Genomic DNA, 19,450 nt, shown 5'->3' on the forward strand with positions numbered 1-19,450 from the left:
AGTCTGGTGGGCTCGGAGAGGCGTAAAAGAGACAGGGCCCGTGCAGGATCACAACGTCCACAGCGGCCCTGGAAAGCGGCAGCCGCCGCGCTTCCCCCAGCACACAGTCGAACGAACGCCGCGCGCGGGCGGCCTTGCGGCGGGCCTGCACCAGGTGGCGCGGCACGGGGTCGATCAGGGTGACGGTGTGGCCCAGCGAGGCCAGCCAGTGGGCATAGTGCCCGGTGCCGCCGCCCACGTCGGCAATACGGCAGGGGTAGTCGGGCAGGTAGCGGACGATCAGGTCCTTATTGCGTTCCAGCTCCAGCGGACCCAGGCCTACCTGGAGGCGGGTGTCTTCGGAGTGTTGGGTATAAAAATCAAGAATGGATTTGTCGATAAGCGACATAGTAGATCAGTAAAAATATACACATGAATTTTCGGGCTCACGGCGGGAAAATGCCGCGAGAAAAGGCCGCTGCCGGAATGGTGCAACGGCCGGGTATATTTTTATCAGGCTCTGTTGATGCGACAAGAATACAAAAAGTTCACCACATGCGGAATAGTAAAAGCAACGTGCGCGCAGCGCGCAAAAGCAACGACTGGTTCAAGTCTTCCGACCGAAGGGAGGGCGTACCGATAGCCATCGGGACGGCCCCAGCATGGCGGGGGGCTCCGACCCCCAACGGTAACGGCGTAACCTGGGCAACCATACAACTCCCCAGCTAAGCAACAAACCAATCTTCAAACTCCCACAACCCGAAAAGCCGCTACACATTCTTATACTTATTAAAATAACTCGCAATAAATCCCCCGATAGCACTACTGAAAAAGATCTTATCAATCCCCTGGATCTGATCCGGCGTCAGCCAGAAGCACTGCTCCGGCAATGCCAGGTGCAACATCCGCACCAAAAAAATGCACATCAGGGTAACCGCGGCAACATAGATGAAGGATTTGAACGTGACATGCAGGGTATTCTTGATCTCCTCGTCCCGCTTATTATCCGAAAACTTCTTCCTTACTTCCAGGTTGGTGACATCATCGTGGGCAACAACATCAGTAGCCAGTTTTTCGCCAACCTTTTCAAGATCAATGTGGCGAGTCATAGGTGCTGTTGCGCGGGTTGTTTTCTTCTCCCTTCTGGCGGTAAAACGTAGCGATCAGATCGTTGGGAATAAACGTAGAGGCCTGATGCTTTCCACCGTTTTTATTCCAGGTAATGTCCCAGGGCGAGCCGGCCTCGTGTGTAAGCGTGGACAGCTGCGGACCAGAATATCCCTTATACACATCCCAGATCCTGTTCAGAAATTTGGCCATCTCGGCATCCTCGACGGTGGGAACAGCCATGCTCCGCCCATCGAGATCAGATTCAAGGGACATGATCTGCCGGTCTCCATATTTCTTAAAAACATGGTAGATCGACATCACCACCGGGCCATATTTCCAGGCCTGCACGGCCTCGGTCAATAACGGCCTTCCGGCCAGCCCCAGGTACCACCCATGCGCGATATACAAAAGCTTGACCAGCTTCATGGGGGTTAGCTCTACTCCGGTTTCCAATGATTTTTCAATAAAGAAATTCGCAACTGCCAGCGGCTTATACATACATCGATTCGTTAAGATCAACTATTACAAACAATACGTGAATGTCACACAAAAAATATATAACCAACAAAATTGATCCGGTATAATATACTTACTTCCAAAGGATAATTTAGAACCCATGCTCCCCGCATTTCCAATCCTCCTCCCTCCTACACGCACGCTCGTCTGATCCCCTGTGTCTACTCACACCCCGATCCATACAGTTCCAGCTCGCCTTTCTGGCGTGTGCGCTGTTCCAGCTGCGGCAGCAGCGTCTGGAGGGTTTTCAGAATGTGTTGCAGGTTTACCTGGTCGTCCTGGAAGACGGCTTTTACGTCGCAGTGTTTTACGCCGGCGGCCACGGTGATCCGGGTTTGGAAGCGGGCTTCGAGCAGGCGCGCGACGCTGTCCAGCGTGATGCCGTCGAAGACGAGCATGTCGTCGGTCCAACGCTGCGCGTAGGCGGGGTCGATCGTGGTCACCATGGCGCGGTGGGTGCGCGTGTCGACGATCAGCTGCTGGCCGGCCGTGATCTCGCCGTGTACGTATTGGTCGCTGCTTACGCGCACGCGACCGCGGGCCACGGTCACGACCACGCTGGGCCGGCCCGTAAAGGCTTCTACGTTGAACGCCGTGCCGAGCACCTGGATCGTGACGCCCTGGGTATGGATGACGAACGGACGCGTGGCGTCGTGGGCGATGTCGAAATACGCTTCGCCCTCCAGCACCACCTCGCGGGCGTAGCCCTGCGTAAAGTTCGGGCCGTAGCACAGGCGCGTCTGGTTGTTGAGGGTGACGGCGCTGTGGTCGGGCAGCCGTAGGAATTGTTTGTCCTGGTAGACTTCGGCGCCGGCATCGCACGTGCGGATTACGGGCGTATACACGGGGCTGGAGTGCCATAGGTTGAAGAGCCACGAGGCCATCAGCAATAAGCCGGCCACCGCCGCAGCGATCATAAGACCCTGCGAGCGGTTGAGCGGCAATGGTTGGGGCTCCATAATATTTTTCCAGACACGGTCGCGGCGCCGCGCCGAACGGCGCGCTTCCTGGGGTGTCAGCAATTGTATAGGCGGGTTGTCCAGCGTGGCCATCACCTCGCGGTAAAAGGCCGCGCCGATGACCTCGTCGCCGGAACGTACATCGTCGGGGTCGCCGCCCGCCAGGATGCTATAGACCTGGTCGCGCTCGGCGGCGGTATTGTTTTCCGGAAAACGATCGACGACGTCGTCCGTCAGCGTGCGCCCGGCCTTCATGCGGTCCCACACACGCGCGCGGGCGGTGGCCGCCTGGCGTGCTTCCATGGGTGGCACCGGCGGCGCAACGGTAGCCTGCGGGTTTTCAATGCGGTACCGGGCCTCGCGGTAGAGCTCTTCGCCCATGACCTGGTCGGCCGTGCCGGATGCCAGCAGGATATATACCCGGTCGCGCTCGGCGGGCGTGGCGGTGTCGTCCAGGAAACGACGCACCAAGTCTTCCATCGATATATTTTCCATAAACGCAGGACTTTTCCAGGCGCCCTGTCAACCTCGTTTTTTTGCTATACTTCGGTCGTTCTAAATTTCTGACGCAGATCAGAAACACCTCTACACCCAACGATCAGGGAAATGATCCTGTAGTGCACACCGTTCGGCCTCAGCCCGTTCTTCATTAATAACACAGGCAAAATGTAACTATTTTTCGATATTTCAAACGTGGTATATATATAAATATCAGGGAAATGCAGCGGACATTTCCCCGTTAACGGACAGGATACGGGATCGAGGGCCTTTTCAATACTAATACTGACGGCACGCACTGTGCAACACAACGCTTTTGTGCACCGCGTCGTGTGTATACCCTTTTTTACGGGCGTTTGTAGTATACAATTTCATGATCGCCGTCAGCACCTGGTCCAGGTCGTCTGACGGATAGAAGGCTGCCGTAAACGGCTCGCATTGTTTCAGCCCCTCGTGATCGAACGCGATGTGTACCGAAAACCGCTCTTCGAGCATCCGCGCCGCCGACTCCATCTTGACATTATTAAAGACCACCAGGTGCTGCCGCCACACGGCGGAGTTGTGGTCGATGGCCTGCTTCCGGGCCGTGTTCGTCTCCAGGTCGACTACCAGCAATTCGCCCGGCGCTACTTTACCAAACGATTTTCCCTCCACGACATGGTGCACCTCTACCAGGCCGCGGGTTACCGCAACTTCTGCCTGGCGATGATCGCGGAATGTGCGCACATTAAAGGAGGTACCCAGCACGCGCGTGGCGATGGTGGCCGTCTGCACGATAAAGGGATGGGCCGCGTCGTGGTGAATATCGAAGAAGGCCTCGCCGTCGAGCTTTACGACACGTTCTTTTTTGCCAAAGTCCGCGGCGTTGAACTGCAGCTCGCTGCCGGGTTTTAAGACCACAATGCTGCCGTCGGGCAGGTAGATGGGCTGTTTGCCCTGGTAAACCTTGAGCTCGGTCAGCAGCGGACCGGGCAGCACGTTGGTATGGCTGGATTTGCGGAAGATCCAGCTGCCCGTCACCAGCAGCGTAATGATACAGGCCGCGGCCACCTGCAGGTGCCAGAGCTCGAGCCAGCGGCGTTTGGCGGCCGGCCGCATGATCTTTTTATAGACGCGCCGCCGCGCATGGTCGCCGCGGCGCCGCTCGTCGGCGGAGAGTGGCAGGGTTGCCGGGTCGTCGAAATACCCCATAAAGCGGCGGTCGAGCTCCATCCGCAGGATCTCCTCCACGTTTCCCGCGCCGGTGCGCAGCATGGCCATTACCCCCTGCCGTTCGGCGGGATCGAGCGTATTGTCCAGGAAACGCCGTACCAGATCTACTTTTGCTGCCTCATCCATATCCATTTGTTACAGGGAATTGCGGGCCCCTGCCCCAGGTTAACGATTAGATTCCTTCCATCCGTACGAGAAACCGTCTGCAGAGCGTGCTGTACGCACGCAACCAAACTCACGTAGCCGTGAGCGTTCTTTGATAGAGACACTCGTACAGGCGCATGGTATAAGAAGAATACGGGAGTATTTTCGGCTCGTTCGACAGACGGCTGATTTTCCCGTATTTCCGCCACGCGCGGAGAAGTATAGTAACCTAAATCTATACTTTCTGCCGGCCATTTTCAAGTCTTATACCATTTTCGGAAGCGTGGCGCGGCCAATGGATGGCAGAGCAAAGCCTGGCCGTTTTTTAAGCAAAACGGGCTTTTTGTCATACCAGAAACCGGCGTTTTTAGTGAAATGCTCCCGCCAACGTAAACTTTCGTCAACATTCAGGAAACAATACTGAGTATCTTTATCGTATGGTTAGCCCTGCCGCGGGCGGCGGCAGTAAAGCGAAGCCTACCGGTGATACTCGTACAACCGGATGAAAATGTTTGGTTAGAAGTCCCTTACCCTTTTGATTGATCGTAACTACAATGTGGCTTTACTCCTAACCAACCAGCAGGCAAATGCAGGGATCCGTAGGACTGAACGATGTGCTCGTTGAAATTAGAAATGCTCAGGAATACGGATCCCCTTTTGCTTGCATCAGCCTGTACGGGGTCCGGACTAAATAGACAAACAAACAGACCCCCTGGTATGAAAAAGAACGCCATTCTCCCGACGCTGGCTTTCGCGATTGCCGTCGCCGGCAGCCTGTACGCCTCCACCCTTCCCAACATCACCGGCTATGCACGCAAGCCCGACGGCACCATCCTGGAAGTTTCGATCACCGATGAATGTCGCCTGAACGAGCCCGTCTGGTGCGTGGCGTTCGTAGGGGGTAACGCCTATCAATACATTTACCGTACCTATTCGGCTGCGGTGGCACAAGATGGCTCGCAGCAGCTCACCCATCATTGACGCCATAAACCCATTTCTATAGACTTATCCCTTAACCTAAACTAACCCCTGCCTGGCCGTCCTTCCCGAATACGGGAGGGCGGCTTGCGGGGTGAGGGTTATTGGACAGCACCTCAAGGATTGTCGCTTCCGTTGCACTGGCCCTTAAGTGTTATACTCCTGCCGTCTGCAGAGAAACTATATTCCATGCCCTGGTTCGTTACCATCCTCAGATCGGTCAGCACTTTCGTTAATTTCAGTCCATTCTTATAGAACGCTGCATGAACGCGACACTCCCTAACCGAAGCTTCAGCCACAATTTCGATATCAAACTCCTTCCCCAATATTAAGGCTACCTCGGCCAACGTGACGTTATCAAACTGCAGAGTAGGTACCTCGCCACGTTCTATAACTTTGATTTCATCGATATCCAGATAATATTCGGCCTTTTCTCCCGTCTCAACGCGCCCACGAACTGTACGCGATTCGTCAAATACTATCACTTCGCCACGCTCGGTCACCACAATCTTCATCGACTCGAAGGCATTTCGGGCCGAGACTTTATCCATCACAACGGTTAGCATCGTGCCATTTTGGCTGCGAATGATCAGCGGCGTAGTTACATTCGAAGGAATCGCAAAAGACGCTTCGCCGCTTAGGAATACCTCGCCACAACCTTCAAATCCCGCCGCGATATAGCGAATTATGCTTCCTTTCGGTAAGGTAACTTTCGTACCATTGGGAAGCTTGCACGTAGCATACCCGCGAAGAACGGTAAACTCATTCTCCCTTTCCGGCAGCATGATCACAAGCGTTGCTTCGGGCGTGCCGGTAACCAAAAGGAATGTTATGATCACATGCACACCCCAGATCGCGGCGGAACGACGACGTCTCGGTACTGCACCACGAACTTTCGCTTCCTTTCCGGAGAGTTTCACCTCAACATCTCTCCCGCTATTCTTCACTTGTGTCGAATGATTGACAAAGGAGCCATTACCACTATTATTGCCATTGTTATTACCATGGCTAAAAAGACTGAATAGTGAAATAATGCGATAATAGTTCACCACCGGACGCTCATTGTTGTCGTCAGGGCTATTAGAGTCTTTGTTTCCCATGAAGGTTAACCTTTTTTAGAATATATCTTATTCCAAACGTCATAGATAAACATGAACGCCATTCGAGACTTCGAACGGGATCATTCAAGATCATCTCATAGATAAGAGTCCTAAAAAGGGCGACGGTATAATGTTTTGTACAGTTTTATAAAGAATATTTCTAAATACAAGCAACGGGGTTACAAGAACTGTAAACCCTTCACAATATATAGAGTATAAAAATACAGACAGGTATACCCTATACAGAGTATTATATTTTCTTTACGCAGTAGCAAAAACAATACGAGCACCGTTCTGTGCATCGACAATCCCAACAAAGCCGTCGACCTCTTCTTTTGTAAAACGCTCACCACCATCACCAAAGCGCGCCTTGAGCCGCTCGAAGACATACTCGGTAAACACGCCAAGCGGCACCGGGCATACCTCGCCGGTGGTCCACGTGAGCTCGACGATCCGCGCGCCCTGCTCATCCTGGTCGGTACCGTGCCCGGTCTCCATGTTTACCAACGACACGCCGATATTCAGCCCATCCTCCTCCAGCACATCCGCAAAGTCATGAATAGCCTCTTCGGACGAACCCATCGCCTTAATTTGATACGATCTCATATGTGAATAGATTATGGGAACAGGCCTCTTCAACTACGGAAGAATACCCCGGAGAACTACAAGCCAGACAGTGCCTGCAGCGCTGTTACTCTCCTATAAGAGCTTAAGGCGATGCGTTGGTACAAGTAAATTAAATACATTTCTTCCACGGATGTATATCCGGAAGCAAAATGCTCCCGCTAACGTAAAATTTTGTCCGTTTTCGGGAAGAATACGGTATATTCCTGATGGAAACTATGCTGCGTCTTGGCGTTGCTCCCGAATTGATTCTAGCCTCACCTAAACCTTACTTATATGAAAAATCTCATGTTAGTGACCACGGCGCTTATCGTCTCCATTGCCTCCATCTTGTGCTCACAATCGGAGGCCTTCCCGCCACCTTTTCTCTATGGGACTAACCCCGATACAGGACTGTGTGAGCGGGGAGAGCCCGTGGGGCCTTGCGGGGGGCAATCAAACGTACGCTGCTTAGTGGATATTGACGATAACATAGTCTTTGCATTTGAACACAAGGTAGCGACCGTTTGCGCAAGACCGGCGTTTCGTCCGAATTAGCCGCAAAGCCCTTCTTGGTTTGCCGGGATGCCTGATCCATACCGTGGGTCAGGCATTTTTTATACCTAATTATTTCCCTAATTCTCGCAGTTATCGACCTAGTTTTCCACAAAATACATGAGGTTTTGTCCGTTTTAAGGAAAAAATGCTCCCGATAAGCTAAAAGATTGTCAACATTGGGGAAACTCTTATCACCACCTTTGGGTACCCTTGGAGCCCCACCGGGGTATTGTTAAAACAGTTATACACATAAACCCCTGATAATTATGAGACTATCTAATCTCCTGATCACTTCATCGGCCTTTTCGTTGGCCGTTGCCGGCTCTGTGATGAGTCAAAGGCAAGAAAACAGCGCCATTCTGACCCTCTATGCACTCGACTCGAGTGGTCTTTGCATCCGGGCAGACGAAACCTTTGAGCCAAACTGCGCCCTGACGAACGCCGGCCCGCAATGCACCGTATGGCTAGACCCGGACGGCGAAGATTTTGAGATCGCCCGGGCGTACGTTACACCGCTAAGCTTACCGCTTTGTATTTTAGCCATCCGGCGCCCGTAAGTTTAGTATAAAGCTGTATATTCAGCATCACATTTCCAGGCCTATGATGAGTCGTTACAAGTTAATTGATCTTACCGTTTTTTTGGTTATCATCCTTTTTACCTATGCTGCGCTCAGTAAGCTGCTGGAGTATGACAAGTTTACCGTCCAACTGTCACAGTCTCCCCTCCTTACGGCGTTTGCCGGCACCGTAGCCTGGGCCATTCCGACATTAGAGATCGTACTGGCCGCGATGATTTCGATTCCCCGTTGGCGCCTGTACGGTCTCTATGGTTCCTATACCTTAATGGTCATTTTCACTGCGTATATCATTGCCATCACCCGTTTCAGCGAATATATTCCCTGTTCCTGCGGCGGAGTGCTTCAGAAACTGGGATGGACCGAACACCTGATCTTCAATTTGTTCTTTGTTGCGCTTTGCGGCATCGCCATTGTGCTGCAGGTGCACAAAGAACATACTCCTGCCGCACCACCACCCACCCCACAGCCCGCCGAAGGATAAGGCCCTCCCTTCGAAACTGACATGAAAAAAACAGATCCCTGCGGGCCATGCCGAAAACCCGACAACCGAGTAGGCGCTTTACTCATCTAACCAACTAATTGTATGAAGAACTCCAATTTCCTTCTTCCCGCAGCAGGCTTTGTCATTGCCATCGGGTGCGCGTTAGCCCCGCGGCCGGATCTACCAATTCCATTTTACGGTATAAACCCTGACACGGGTCAATGTGAGGAGGGTACCCTGCAGGGCACTTGCGGCGGCACGTCGACAACGCGATGCACAATCCTTGTAGGCAAATCCCTGGTGCCCGGATTTGATAATCGGGTCGGAACTACCTGCACGACCCCGGTATATCGCCCCACTGGCACGGAACCACCCCCCATTGATCCCAGTCCCAACCAGTAATACATGCGCCTAATGTTCGTCAACTCACCTGTGCGGAAAGCATGGGTTACCCTGGCAGCACTGACCCTCGCCGGAACACTGAGTGTCATCATTTTATATTTTATAGCCGACCACGCCAACCGGCGTGACAACGGTTTTGTCCGGCTGTTTCCGCCTCACCCCGTGCTTCCCGGCAACGTGCTGCCAGTGGGTTATAACACCTATTACTTTGCCGGCCATGCCGCCGACACCGTCTATCTTGGCAACATCAGCGCGCCATTTCACCTCCTGGCAGTACCTGCTACGCTGGCAGACACGCAACACATTAAACTGAAGCTGCAGTATCCGCTCGAAATGCTCAAACGTATCACCGTCGTCATCGACACGCCTTATTTCTACATGCTGGACGGCATCGCCCCGGCCCTGTTCCGCGGGAACATATACGACTGGCGCGCCGGTAAATTTATGTATGACAGCGCCTATTTTACCGAAGCGGTACCCATCGGGCCCTCGTCCCTGGCGATCCGCTCCGTCATGGCCAATCGCGAATATGCCCTGGGCCGCGAGCGCTCTGCCGCGCAGCCCGTACAGTTCGACACCACCATTTTACAAAAACAAATAGATGGTCTGTTCTGCACCGACGGCATGCTGCAATACAATAACACCACCCACGAACTCATCTATCTCTATCACTACCGCAATGCGTATATCCGCATGGATACAACCTTACGGGTATTGGAGCAAGGCCGTACGATCGACACAACCGCACATGCGCAAATCAAGGTAGGCTCTTACGCAAAAGGTTCCACGATCACGCTCGCATCGCCTCCGATGACCGTCAATCACGGCAGCGCCGTGGCCGGCCCCTATCTGTTTGTACATTCGGGCCTTCGCGCCAGCAACGAGAGCGAAGAGATGTTTAACCTGGGGGGAGTTGTCGATGTATACGATCTCACACAAAAAGAACGCGACCGGTACCGGTTTAGCTTCTATTTAACCAATCATGGAAACGAAAAGGTGAAAAGTTTTCGTGTATACGGCCGCACGCTGTATGCATTATACGATCATTATCTGATCGCCTATCAGCTCAACGATCGGTACTTTCCACCCGATCGCTTATAACCAGCACCTCCACGGTGCGGTCCGCCCATTGTATAGACAGGCCGTGTGGCAAGAGCGCGCGGCGAAGGCTTTCAACATCGTAAACATTGGTAACGAGTTGAATCCCTCCAATCCTTCCGTGGAAATTTGTTTCGTCTACCAGGGGGTATGGACCGGCTCCGTATAAGGTAAGGTCTTCGAGGCATTGGATAAGGTCGGATACGGTAACGTTGTTTACCTGAAAATCCGCATCGTTTATGAGCAAGGCACGACGTCCCTCTTTATACCCCATCCTGGCGGTGTCGGTTACGCTAAATACCAAACACCGTTTTATTTGCTTTTGCCACTGCACCTGGTAGGGAAATTGTCCTTGCAGATCATATCGCATCCGCGCCTGCAAGGCTGGTAAGTCTGTGGGGCGACCGGACACCAGCTCATAGCAAAATCGGTTCTCCGTATCCACGACAGTACCGCTATTCGCCCGGCAACGAACGGAGTCGCGCGTCGCGAGCTGTACCTTGCTTCGCGGCGTAAAGCGCAGATAACCATATCGATCGGTTTGGCGGCTATACGCATAGTTGTACAGGTCGCTTATCGAAAGATTTATGGCGCGTAGTAAATACCCTGTCTCCGGCCGGGCAAACGCATCCACCGTCATGCCCATCGTAGATCGATAGGCGGAAAACGTGCTTTGCCACAAGACATGATCGTCTGGCGTCGTGGGCAAAGCGGATAGCTCTCCGTGATACTCCTTCTGCCGCATGGTAACCGGCGCTCCCGCCAGCATCGACCGGATGTTGGCCGCGTTCAGCTCGGTACCGAAGGAGATCGACCGGATCACCCCGCCCGCGTCGATCCACACGACGTGCGGCACGCTTTCCACCCGGAACAGTTGCAATAAATTGCTGTCCTGGCAGACCGAGGGCAATGTCAGATCCACCACCCCCACCGCCCGTCGCCGCTCGATGAGGGGCTGCACAACTGTTTTGTTCTGCCACGGATTGATCAGGAGTATCTGGATCTTTCCAGCAAACTCCTGCTGGAGACGCTCCAGCTTCGGCCAGGATTCCACACACGCCGTACAACCGGTAGCCCAGAAATCCAGCAACAATAGCTTGCCCCGAAAATCGGATGTGCGCACAGTAGGTGAAGGATATTGGATCAGGTTGATAAAGGTATATTCCGGCATCTTGTCCCCCACTTTCAGCGGACGTCCGGCACTGCCCGCCATCACCGTCGCGTGCAGTAGGATTCCCATTAGGGCAATCCCCCGGAACCGGGTGATGTCAATAGCCATCGTTTTGAGGTTCCAGGTTCGGGTTGTTCTTGATCTCGGATTCCGGCACGGGATATAACGCGTCCGTATCCTGCCAATCTTTCCCATCCAACACCTCCAAAACAGCCTTCGCCTGGCCCGTCCGTAGCAAATCGAACCAACGATGACCCTCTGTGAACAGCTCGCGTCTCCGCTCGGCAAGGATACTGTCAAGCACGAGCGGCTGTGTCCAGGCCGTACCGTTATCCTGCAAGTGCTCAATGCCCGCCCGGTCGCGGATAGCATCGACATCGGCCAGGGCACCTTCTAGGTTTTCTTGCTGCGCCCGCGCTTCTGCCCGGATCAGGTATTGCTCGGCTAGGCGAAATTCGATGTGATATTCCATAGGTTCGTACGGCGACGTGTATTTATAGGGATATACCAACGTATCGCCATCGGGTGTTACGGTGTATTGTCGCCATTGGCGACGGGAGTCGTTCTCGCCATGAATCCGCAGCATATCGGTACGAAGCGATACGTCGCTGTAGAAGGCCCCCTCGGGAATAAGAAAATGCGTCGCCTCGAAAGCCCCCGCCGGCCACGGTTTTAACTGCCAAATAGCTTCCGGGGAAGAAAATAGAAACGCCTCGGCTACGGGCGGCAAAGAAAACAGCCCACCACTGGCCTCCAGTAAGCGCGTAGCCTCAGCCTCTGCTTCGGCCCAGCGTTGACGATAAAGGTAAAGACGTGCCAGCAACGCGCTCGCCGCCCAGGTCGTAGCGCGGATACGCTCTCCCTTTCCCGCCGAAAAATCGGAGGGCAGGTATGCACGGGCGATCAATAGATCCTGTTCGATCAAGGCATACACCTCGTCCTGCGGCACACGCGGCAAAAATTCGTTGATCCGGAAATCTGTCGTATTGACCAACGGAAGCGGTCCAAACAGATTCGTGAGATGAAAATTGCAAAAGGCCCGGATAAAATATGCCTCGCCCGTCAGCAGGCTATCCACCCGCGGCGAAATGGCGGTATTGTCGCGAAGGCCCTCGATCACCGCATTGGCATAGTATATATATTTATACGCCGGCAACCAGAAATCGCTGCGAAGCCTCGCAACACCCGGTGTCAGGCTGTTTTGTTCGAACCCCCGGAATTCGTCGTAGTACGCCACGAATTCATCGCTCGACAATCCCGTGAACATCGCCAGGGAGACAGAAGTAAAGACAGGTGAACTGGCCATCTCGGAATAGATCCCGAGTACGGCCGCCGTGGCCGTGGCATCATCCTGGTATACCACGCGACTGGTAACTTCTGTTCGCGGATTGCCCACCTGTACGAAATCGACACAAGCCGACAGTACGACGATCACCGCCAACATCAGTATGCGGGAAAGCGGCTTTACCTGGGAGCAACGTGTTTCGGTCTTCATCGTTATTCGGTTTAAAAGGTTACTTGTAGGCCGCCGGCGATAGAGCGCAGCGGAGGAAGTACGGTTGCCGTCGCGTTTTCGGGATCAAACCCGATGTAGTCGGTAGCGGTGAACAAATTCTGTCCCTGCACATAGACCCGCAGTTTTTGAAGCCGCAGGCGATTCAGCAATGGCGTGGCCAGGTTATACGAAAGCGACACTGTTTTGAGTCGCACGAACGAGCCGTCGACAATGTTTTGATCAGAATCGCCCTGCAAGCGGTGGATCTCCGCCAGCAACGGGTTCTGTGAAAATCGCTGCACGGATGCAATGTCACCATCGTTTTGCCAACGATCCATCACCTGTACGGGTTGGTTCGACACACGACTGCCGGGCATGTTATAAAACGAGCGCAGGTAGCCAAACACCGTCTGATTTACGAACTGAAATAAAAAGTCGAGCTGGAAAGAACCATACGTAACGGTATTTTGCCATCCTCCGAAATAACGGATGCCCAGCCGTTTTTGCGCAACAAGGTCCGTTAATTCATATTCGCTTGTGCCTGGTTCAATGCCTTCAAACTGATATAGCCCGTTAGCGGGATTTACACCCAGCGATTTAAATCGGGGGGCTATGTCAAGCGATTTGCCCAGCACATACTTACTCCGGAAATCGACATATTTCTCCAAATCCTCAAATTCCAGTAGTTTACTGGAGGGAAAGGATATGTTAAACGACGTGGACCAGGACAGCTCCTCGCGCTCCAGCAACTTGGCATAACCCTGCAGCTCAACCCCCCTGTTCTCTACAGTGGCCGGCAGGTTGTAGCGAACGCTGGCAAAGCCGGTAATGTCGGGTAACGGGCGCCCTACCAGCTGCCGCGAAGAACGGTTCCTGTACCACGAGGCATCGAACGTCACCCGGTTTTTCAGGAACCCCAGGTTCAGGCCTGTTTCCAGTTTTCGGTTGTTCTCCCAGGAATACTCAGGGTTTGCCAGCCGTGACGGAATGATGGAAGGCTGACCATTATACAAGTAGAACGTGGGACTGTACGAATCCATGAATTCATAATCCGGCATCTGGTCATTTCCAGCTATCCCGTAGGAAACCCGCAGTTTACCAAAGCTAAGCCAGGTCAAATTGTCGCCGATCAGGGGTTCCTGCGTAAAGATCCAGCCCACACCGGCGGCACCGAAATTGGCAAATTGCCGCTCCGGCCCAAAACGGCTCGAGCCGTCGCGCCGGGCGGTTAAATTGATTATATATTTTCTGTCCCAGATATAGTTCAAACGACCGAAAAGGGCGTTGTACCGATAATCTTCATATACCGGCTCGTACACCGCCAATTCCGGAGCAACCGCAAGGTTCATGATGAGCGCATCGCTGGTATACCCGCCTGCAAAAAGCGTGGTGCTCTCTGTTACGGTTTTTTGGAAGGTCGCCCCGATGAGTGCCTCCAGCTTACCCTTTCCGATAGAGCCCCGGTATTCCAGCTGGGGCTCTAGGTTCCATGTGGTGATCTGCGGACGAGCCGTAAAATTTGCTCCGGTCACAAGCGCGTTTGCCGGGTTGTAGGACCGGATCGGGGTCAACAATACCTCTTCCCGGTTGATCGCCGTGTAGCCCATATCAGCTTTGAGCGAAAAGCCTTTCCACACGCGATAAGACACCGTGGCGCTTGACAACAACGATTTGGTGAGCGCCGAATAGGTCCGTAACAAGTACGAATAGGGATTGATCCACGTAGAATTCTGCCAATTCAGCTTACCCAAGCTGTCGTATACCGGCGGGGCTACTGGCGCCAGCGTGATGGCCTGGACCGTGAGGTCTGTACTGGGAAGCTCATTTTTTTCGTTGATATAGTTTACAGAAAACACGACGTTAAAACGGTCGTTCTCGGAATGATGCGATAAATTCACCAGCCCCGACACACGATTATACCCGAAATCTCCCGGAAATACGGAGCCTTCTTTATAGTAGGTGCCCCCAAACAAAAAGCGCGTATTTTTTACGCCGCCGCTCAGCGACAGAGTGCCGCTGGTAACGCGGGCGCGACCACCGATAAGCTCCTTTTGCCAATCGGTATACCGGGTCGTATCCCACACCAGCAGATCGCGGGCATTGCTTTTGGTCATCGTTGCGTTGTCATTGACAAAAGCCTCTTTTCGCATCTCGATCCACTGTTTCGAGTTCAACAGATCCATGAAATGCGGCACCTCACTGAAGCCCTGGTAGACATTCATATCGATGGAGGTCTCCCGGGGCGACGCGCGACGCGTCTTGATCAGTACCACACCGTTTGCTCCGCGTGAGCCGTAGATCGTCGTAGCATCGGCATCCTTTAATACATCGATGCGTTCAATGGCCGCAGGATTGATAGAGGCCAGCGGACTGGGCTTAGGTCCCAGCACATCGCCGCTCACGGAAACGGAGGAATACGGCTGATTTGGATACGGCACACCGTCGATAATGTAAAGCGGTTCGTTGCCATCATCGCGCAAACTGTTACGACCGCGCACACGGATGGTATACCCCGCCCCCGGCAACCCCGAGGTCTGTTCGATGTATACGCCGGCCATGCGCCCTTGCATCGCCTGTAATGGATTGGTTACCGTTTGATTGGCGATCGCTTCTTCCGTCATGCTGGAAATGTTGCCCACCTGGTACTGCGTCGGTATTTGATAGTACCCCGCATTGATCAACACCTCGCCCAACTGCTGCGGCTCCAGCGTTACGTCAAATTCCGTGGCATTGTTTACTTTGATCTCACGCGACACACGTGCCGTAAACGAAAAAAGCAGCACGTCGTCGCTCAGGGCCTCGAGCGTAAACCGGCCATCCTCGTCTGTATACGTGCCGCGGTCTGTATCTTTTACCGCTACACTCACGCCCGGCAAGGGTTCTCCGGATTCCCGCTCGGTCACCCTTCCCCTAACCTTCAGCAACACCGGCTTCTTAAACACAATAATATTCCGGTTGCTCTCCGTAAAGTCCAGATACGTGCCTACCAACACGCTATCCAACGCCTGCGCCACCGTAAACCTTCCCTCTGGCACCTGCACATCCTTGTACACATCCACCAGCCCCGGCTGGTACACAAACAGCAGCCCGGTCTTCTGCTGGATCTGCCGGAAGGCCTGCGCCAGCGGCATCCGGCGGGCCGTGAGGGTGACATAGGTGGTGTGAAGGGCGTCCTGCCCGCGGGTGGGCGTGACGGGGGCGATCATCAGGGTACACCAGGCGAGGGCCGTAACAACAGTAAAGAAGCGCATAGGGGTAATTGCGTTTTTTACCACCGGGCCATACGCCCGGTGCAGGTTAGATCAAACTACAAACAAAAAGCCGTGGTTGGATAGAGAAGAGAGGGCACCAGCGGACCGGCGGCTGCAACCGCAAAAAAAGAGCAGGAAAGGGATACCGGACTATCGGCAGCTGCCATCCTCCAGTGTTACTTTCTTACCGTCGTCGCTGATCTGGTAGTGCATGCCGTACGCTTGCGCTACCGCGCGAATGACGTCTTCGAGCGGTGCTTCGTCAGAGAAGGTGGCCGTCAGCGGGCAGTCTTTCAACGACTGCTGCCGCAACACGACTTCGGCGCCGTAAAGATCATGGATGTTGCGCAGCACTTCTTCCAGACGGGTGTCTTCAAAGATCATAAAGCGCTTGCGCCAGTCTTCGGTCTGGTCGAGGTTCGCTTCCTGCACGAGGAACTCGTGGGTATCGAGCGCGATGTCGATCTGCTCGTGCGGGCGTACCAGACTATATACTTCCTGTTCGCTGCCGACCTGTACCAGGCCGCGCATCACGGTAACGTTCACTTTGTTGGCACCGGGGTAGGCGCGCACGTTGAACGCGGTGCCGAGCACTTTTACAGTGATGCCGTTGGCGTGGATGATGAAAGGTTTCGTGGCGTCGTGATGTACATCGAAGTACGCTTCGCCGCGCAGCACCACCTCGCGGGCTTCGGTGCCGAAGGTATGGGCCACCTGCAGCTCCGTGTCTTTGTTGAGCGTGACGGCGGTCTTGTCTGACAGGCGCACAAAGTGCTTGCCCGTATAGAGCGTGAACTGGGCGGTGGTCTTTTCGGCATCCGACGACGCCGGCACGATGTGCTGGGCGGTGCGGTCGCTGCCGTTGTGCTGGGTCAGCCACCAGAAGGCGACGGCCATGACCAGCGCGGCCACGGCGGCGGCGGCCAGGTAAATGCGTTTAAATTCGGGCTGAGGACGAAAATGAATGATCTCCTCGATGATGTCGTTCTCGGCCTGGGCGGTTTGCTGGTCGTGCGCCGGCAGGCGGCCGTCGAGGATCTCTTCGGGACCGTGGCGCTCGCGGGCGGCCATCACTTCGCCGGGTGCCACGCCGCTGGTGCGGTACAGCCCGAACGGATTATCGAGATTCTTGCGTTGCAAGCGATACAGCTCCTTCTGCATGATCTCATCGATCACATCGGTTTCCAGTAACCGGTAAACCTCTTCTCGTTCGCGGGGGGTGGCGGTACCCTCCAGGAAGCGTTTAACCAACTCGTGTAGTCGTTTCTGCATAAGACGCAGACTTATATTGCGGGAGTCTGCAGCCGTGGTTTATTCTATCATACAATTCCAATTAACCTGTCACCCAATCTCATCTCGCACACACGTTCCTAACTGCCAAATGGACGGATACCATCGATCCATTGATAAGACCCCGGCGGGGTATACTGGTATAAGGAAATTTAGGAAAAAATTCCGTCTTTTTGCAAACAGCTCTAAAATGTCGGGAAAACCATGAAAAAAATCGGCCTATAGTATATTTGTGTGCGTTCGCACAGCAAAATTATCTCCCTGAAACGTAACGATTTTGAGTTTTAAGGAAATATACCTTTACTCAAGATCACGTTATGACGGCGTCACGACCGGTTTTGTTTTCCGGGTCGTTTTCTTCGAAAAAAGGGCTGCAAGCCAGTTCTTCTTCGGCGCCGGTGGCGGCGTGTCCTTGTGCAGCGTCCGCCAGCCGCTCAATTCGAACAATACCGCCGCGTCGCGCGAGGCCCACACCGGGTTCTCGAGGTTGCGGTAAAAAGTATAGATGAAGTTATGGCCCTTGCGCTGCACCGTGTCCTGGCCCTTGCGGGTATACAAGATCACGTGGTCGTGCTGCCTGACATCGCACGGCTGGAACCAGTGGGTCTGCAGCACGTGGTTGGAAATATATTTCTCGTGCCGGTAGCTCGAGTCCGATACCAGGAAATACATCAGGTTGCAATCCTCCAGCACCGTAAACTCGATGCGCTCGGTTTCCAGCCCGGGGTCGGTGATATAGTCCATCTTCATTTTCATAGCTACGCCAGTTTACAGTCCTTCCAAAGTTAACCTTTTTTTCCTTCGATGTTGGGCAACAGGCCGGTGACAATGCCGATCAGCGGCAGGTAGGCGCAGATCCGGAACACATAGCCGATGCTGGTCAGGTCGGCCAGCTTGCCCAGCACCGCCGAGCCCAGACCGCCCATGCCAAAGGCAAAGCCAAAGAACAGGCCGGCGATCATGCCCACCTTGCCCGGCATCAGCTCCTGCGCATAGACCAGGATGGCCGAAAAGGCCGATGCGATGATAAACCCGACGATGACCGACAGCACGGCCGTCCAGAACAGCGACGTATACGGCAGCGCCAGCGTAAACGGCGCCGCCCCCAGGATCGAGATCCAGATGATATACTTGCGGCCGAAGCGGTCGCCCAGCGGCCCGCCCAGCAGCGTTCCCGCGGCCACCGCGGCCAGGAAGATGAACAGGTAGACCTGCGACTGCTGCACCGACAGCCTGAACTTGTCGATCAGGAAGAAGGTGAAGTAGTTGGTCATGCTGGCCATGTAGAAATACTTCGAGAAGATCAGTACCAGCAAAATGCCGATGGCAACGTACACCTGGCGCCGCGACAGCCCCGGCGCCAGGTCGCCCCCGGCCGCCGCCGTCTTTTTGGCACGCATGAACAGGTGTCCCTTGTACCAGTCCCCTACCTTCCAGAGGATGACCATGGCCAGCAACGCCGCCACCGAAAACCACAGCACGTGCACCTGCCCGTGCGGCACGACGATGAGCGCCGCCAGCAGGGGCCCCAGGGCGCTGCCGGCGTTGCCGCCCAGCTGGAAGACCGACTGGGCCAGCCCCCGGCGCCCGCCGGAGGCCAGATGCGCCACCCGCGACGACTCGGGGTGGAACACCGACGAGCCCATGCCGATCAGCGCTACTGCCACCAGCACCCAGCCAAAGCTGGACGCAAACGCCAGCGCCACCAGCCCCACCAGCGTAAAGCCCATACCGATGGACAGCGAGTAGGGCCGCGGCGAGCGGTCTGTATAAAAGCCCACGAACGGCTGTAACAGCGACGCCGTCAGCTGAAATGTAAGCGTGATCAAACCGATCTGCGTGAAGGACAGCCGGAAGCTGTCCTTCATGAGCGGGTACACCGCCGGGATCACCGCCTGCATCATGTCGTTGAGCAGGTGGGAAAAGCTGATCGTAAAAAGAATTGAAAAAACTGTCTGTTGGGCTGCCCCCGCACTGCCTGCTGGCGCTGCCGCTGTAGAAATCTCTGCCGTCCGTTCCATACCGGG

The 19,450-nt window shown here is 54.4% G+C and carries 17 protein-coding genes; 4 read left to right on the forward strand and 13 right to left on the reverse strand.

The features are described 5' to 3' along the window. From KK078_RS21900 to KK078_RS21920, 5 genes are all read right to left on the reverse strand, one after another. Positions 1–388, reverse strand: a 388-nt coding sequence (locus KK078_RS21900) for a class I SAM-dependent methyltransferase (RefSeq protein ID WP_254092462.1), incomplete at its 3' end; no start/stop codon positions are given. Positions 389–749: 361 nt separating this feature from the next. After that, the gene (locus KK078_RS21905) at positions 750–1,088 is read right to left on the reverse strand and encodes a hypothetical protein (protein ID WP_254092463.1); all 339 of its coding nucleotides are present in this window, start codon (positions 1,086–1,088) and stop codon (positions 750–752) included. Continuing rightward, the gene (locus KK078_RS21910; RefSeq protein ID WP_254092464.1) at positions 1,072–1,587 is read right to left on the reverse strand and encodes a Panacea domain-containing protein; all 516 of its coding nucleotides are present in this window, start codon (positions 1,585–1,587) and stop codon (positions 1,072–1,074) included. Before KK078_RS21910 ends, KK078_RS21905 begins: the two co-directional genes overlap by 17 nt. Before the next feature lie 179 nt (positions 1,588–1,766). Then, positions 1,767–3,059, reverse strand: coding sequence for a FecR family protein (locus KK078_RS21915; protein WP_254092465.1), 1,293 nt, complete (start codon positions 3,057–3,059; stop codon positions 1,767–1,769). Positions 3,060–3,341: 282 nt separating this feature from the next. After that, positions 3,342–4,400 carry a FecR family protein gene (locus tag KK078_RS21920; RefSeq protein WP_254092466.1) on the reverse strand — a complete coding sequence of 353 codons (1,059 nt, stop codon included), beginning with the start codon at positions 4,398–4,400 and terminating at the stop codon, positions 3,342–3,344. A 735-nt stretch (positions 4,401–5,135) separates the two neighbouring features. Here KK078_RS21920 and KK078_RS21925 point away from each other — a divergent pair. Next, the gene (locus KK078_RS21925) at positions 5,136–5,399 is read left to right on the forward strand and encodes a hypothetical protein (protein ID WP_254092467.1); all 264 of its coding nucleotides are present in this window, start codon (positions 5,136–5,138) and stop codon (positions 5,397–5,399) included. Positions 5,400–5,512: 113 nt separating this feature from the next. On the opposite strand, the gene KK078_RS21930 is transcribed toward KK078_RS21925, so the two are convergent. Continuing rightward, positions 5,513–6,496 (reverse strand): DUF4974 domain-containing protein, encoded by a 984-nt coding sequence (locus tag KK078_RS21930; protein WP_254092468.1) that lies wholly within the window; start codon positions 6,494–6,496, stop codon positions 5,513–5,515. 261 nt (positions 6,497–6,757) lie between these two features. Next, positions 6,758–7,102: a hypothetical protein gene (locus tag KK078_RS21935; protein WP_254092469.1), complete on the reverse strand. Its 345-nt coding sequence runs from the start codon at positions 7,100–7,102 to the stop codon at positions 6,758–6,760. An 821-nt stretch (positions 7,103–7,923) separates the two neighbouring features. Here KK078_RS21935 and KK078_RS21940 point away from each other — a divergent pair. The 3 genes from KK078_RS21940 to KK078_RS21950 all read left to right on the forward strand — a co-directional run bounded on the left by KK078_RS21940 (position 7,924) and on the right by KK078_RS21950 (position 10,219). Further along, complete coding sequence (locus KK078_RS21940) at positions 7,924–8,214, forward strand: hypothetical protein (protein WP_254092470.1); 291 nt, start codon at positions 7,924–7,926, stop codon at positions 8,212–8,214. 46 nt (positions 8,215–8,260) lie between these two features. Continuing rightward, positions 8,261–8,716 carry a MauE/DoxX family redox-associated membrane protein gene (locus tag KK078_RS21945; RefSeq protein ID WP_262898758.1) on the forward strand — a complete coding sequence of 152 codons (456 nt, stop codon included), beginning with the start codon at positions 8,261–8,263 and terminating at the stop codon, positions 8,714–8,716. A gap of 405 nt (positions 8,717–9,121) precedes the next feature. Next, complete coding sequence (locus KK078_RS21950) at positions 9,122–10,219, forward strand: hypothetical protein (RefSeq protein WP_254092472.1); 1,098 nt, start codon at positions 9,122–9,124, stop codon at positions 10,217–10,219. Here KK078_RS21950 and KK078_RS21955 read toward each other — a convergent pair. The 6 genes from KK078_RS21955 to KK078_RS21980 all read right to left on the reverse strand — a co-directional run bounded on the left by KK078_RS21955 (position 10,185) and on the right by KK078_RS21980 (position 19,444). Continuing rightward, complete coding sequence (locus KK078_RS21955; RefSeq protein WP_254092473.1) at positions 10,185–11,456, reverse strand: TlpA family protein disulfide reductase; 1,272 nt, start codon at positions 11,454–11,456, stop codon at positions 10,185–10,187. The genes KK078_RS21950 and KK078_RS21955 overlap by 35 nt on opposite strands. A gap of 28 nt (positions 11,457–11,484) precedes the next feature. Beyond that, a complete protein-coding gene (locus KK078_RS21960) occupies positions 11,485–12,882 on the reverse strand; it encodes a RagB/SusD family nutrient uptake outer membrane protein (RefSeq protein WP_254092474.1) in 1,398 nt (465 codons plus the stop codon). Positions 12,883–12,893: 11 nt separating this feature from the next. Continuing rightward, positions 12,894–16,133 (reverse strand): SusC/RagA family TonB-linked outer membrane protein, encoded by a 3,240-nt coding sequence (locus KK078_RS21965; protein WP_254092475.1) that lies wholly within the window; start codon positions 16,131–16,133, stop codon positions 12,894–12,896. 150 nt (positions 16,134–16,283) lie between these two features. Beyond that, a complete protein-coding gene (locus KK078_RS21970) occupies positions 16,284–17,405 on the reverse strand; it encodes a FecR family protein (RefSeq protein ID WP_254092476.1) in 1,122 nt (373 codons plus the stop codon). Between the two features lie 333 nt (positions 17,406–17,738). Then, on the reverse strand, positions 17,739–18,179 hold the full coding sequence (locus KK078_RS21975; protein ID WP_254092477.1) for a hypothetical protein: 441 nt from the start codon (positions 18,177–18,179) through the stop codon (positions 17,739–17,741). Between the two features lie 29 nt (positions 18,180–18,208). Then, positions 18,209–19,444, reverse strand: coding sequence for an MFS transporter (locus KK078_RS21980; protein WP_254092478.1), 1,236 nt, complete (start codon positions 19,442–19,444; stop codon positions 18,209–18,211). Positions 19,445–19,450 lie beyond the last annotated feature (6 nt).

It is taken from the genome of Dawidia soli, assembly GCF_018598185.1.
Taxonomy (GTDB): domain Bacteria; phylum Bacteroidota; class Bacteroidia; order Cytophagales; family Cyclobacteriaceae; genus Ohtaekwangia; species Ohtaekwangia soli.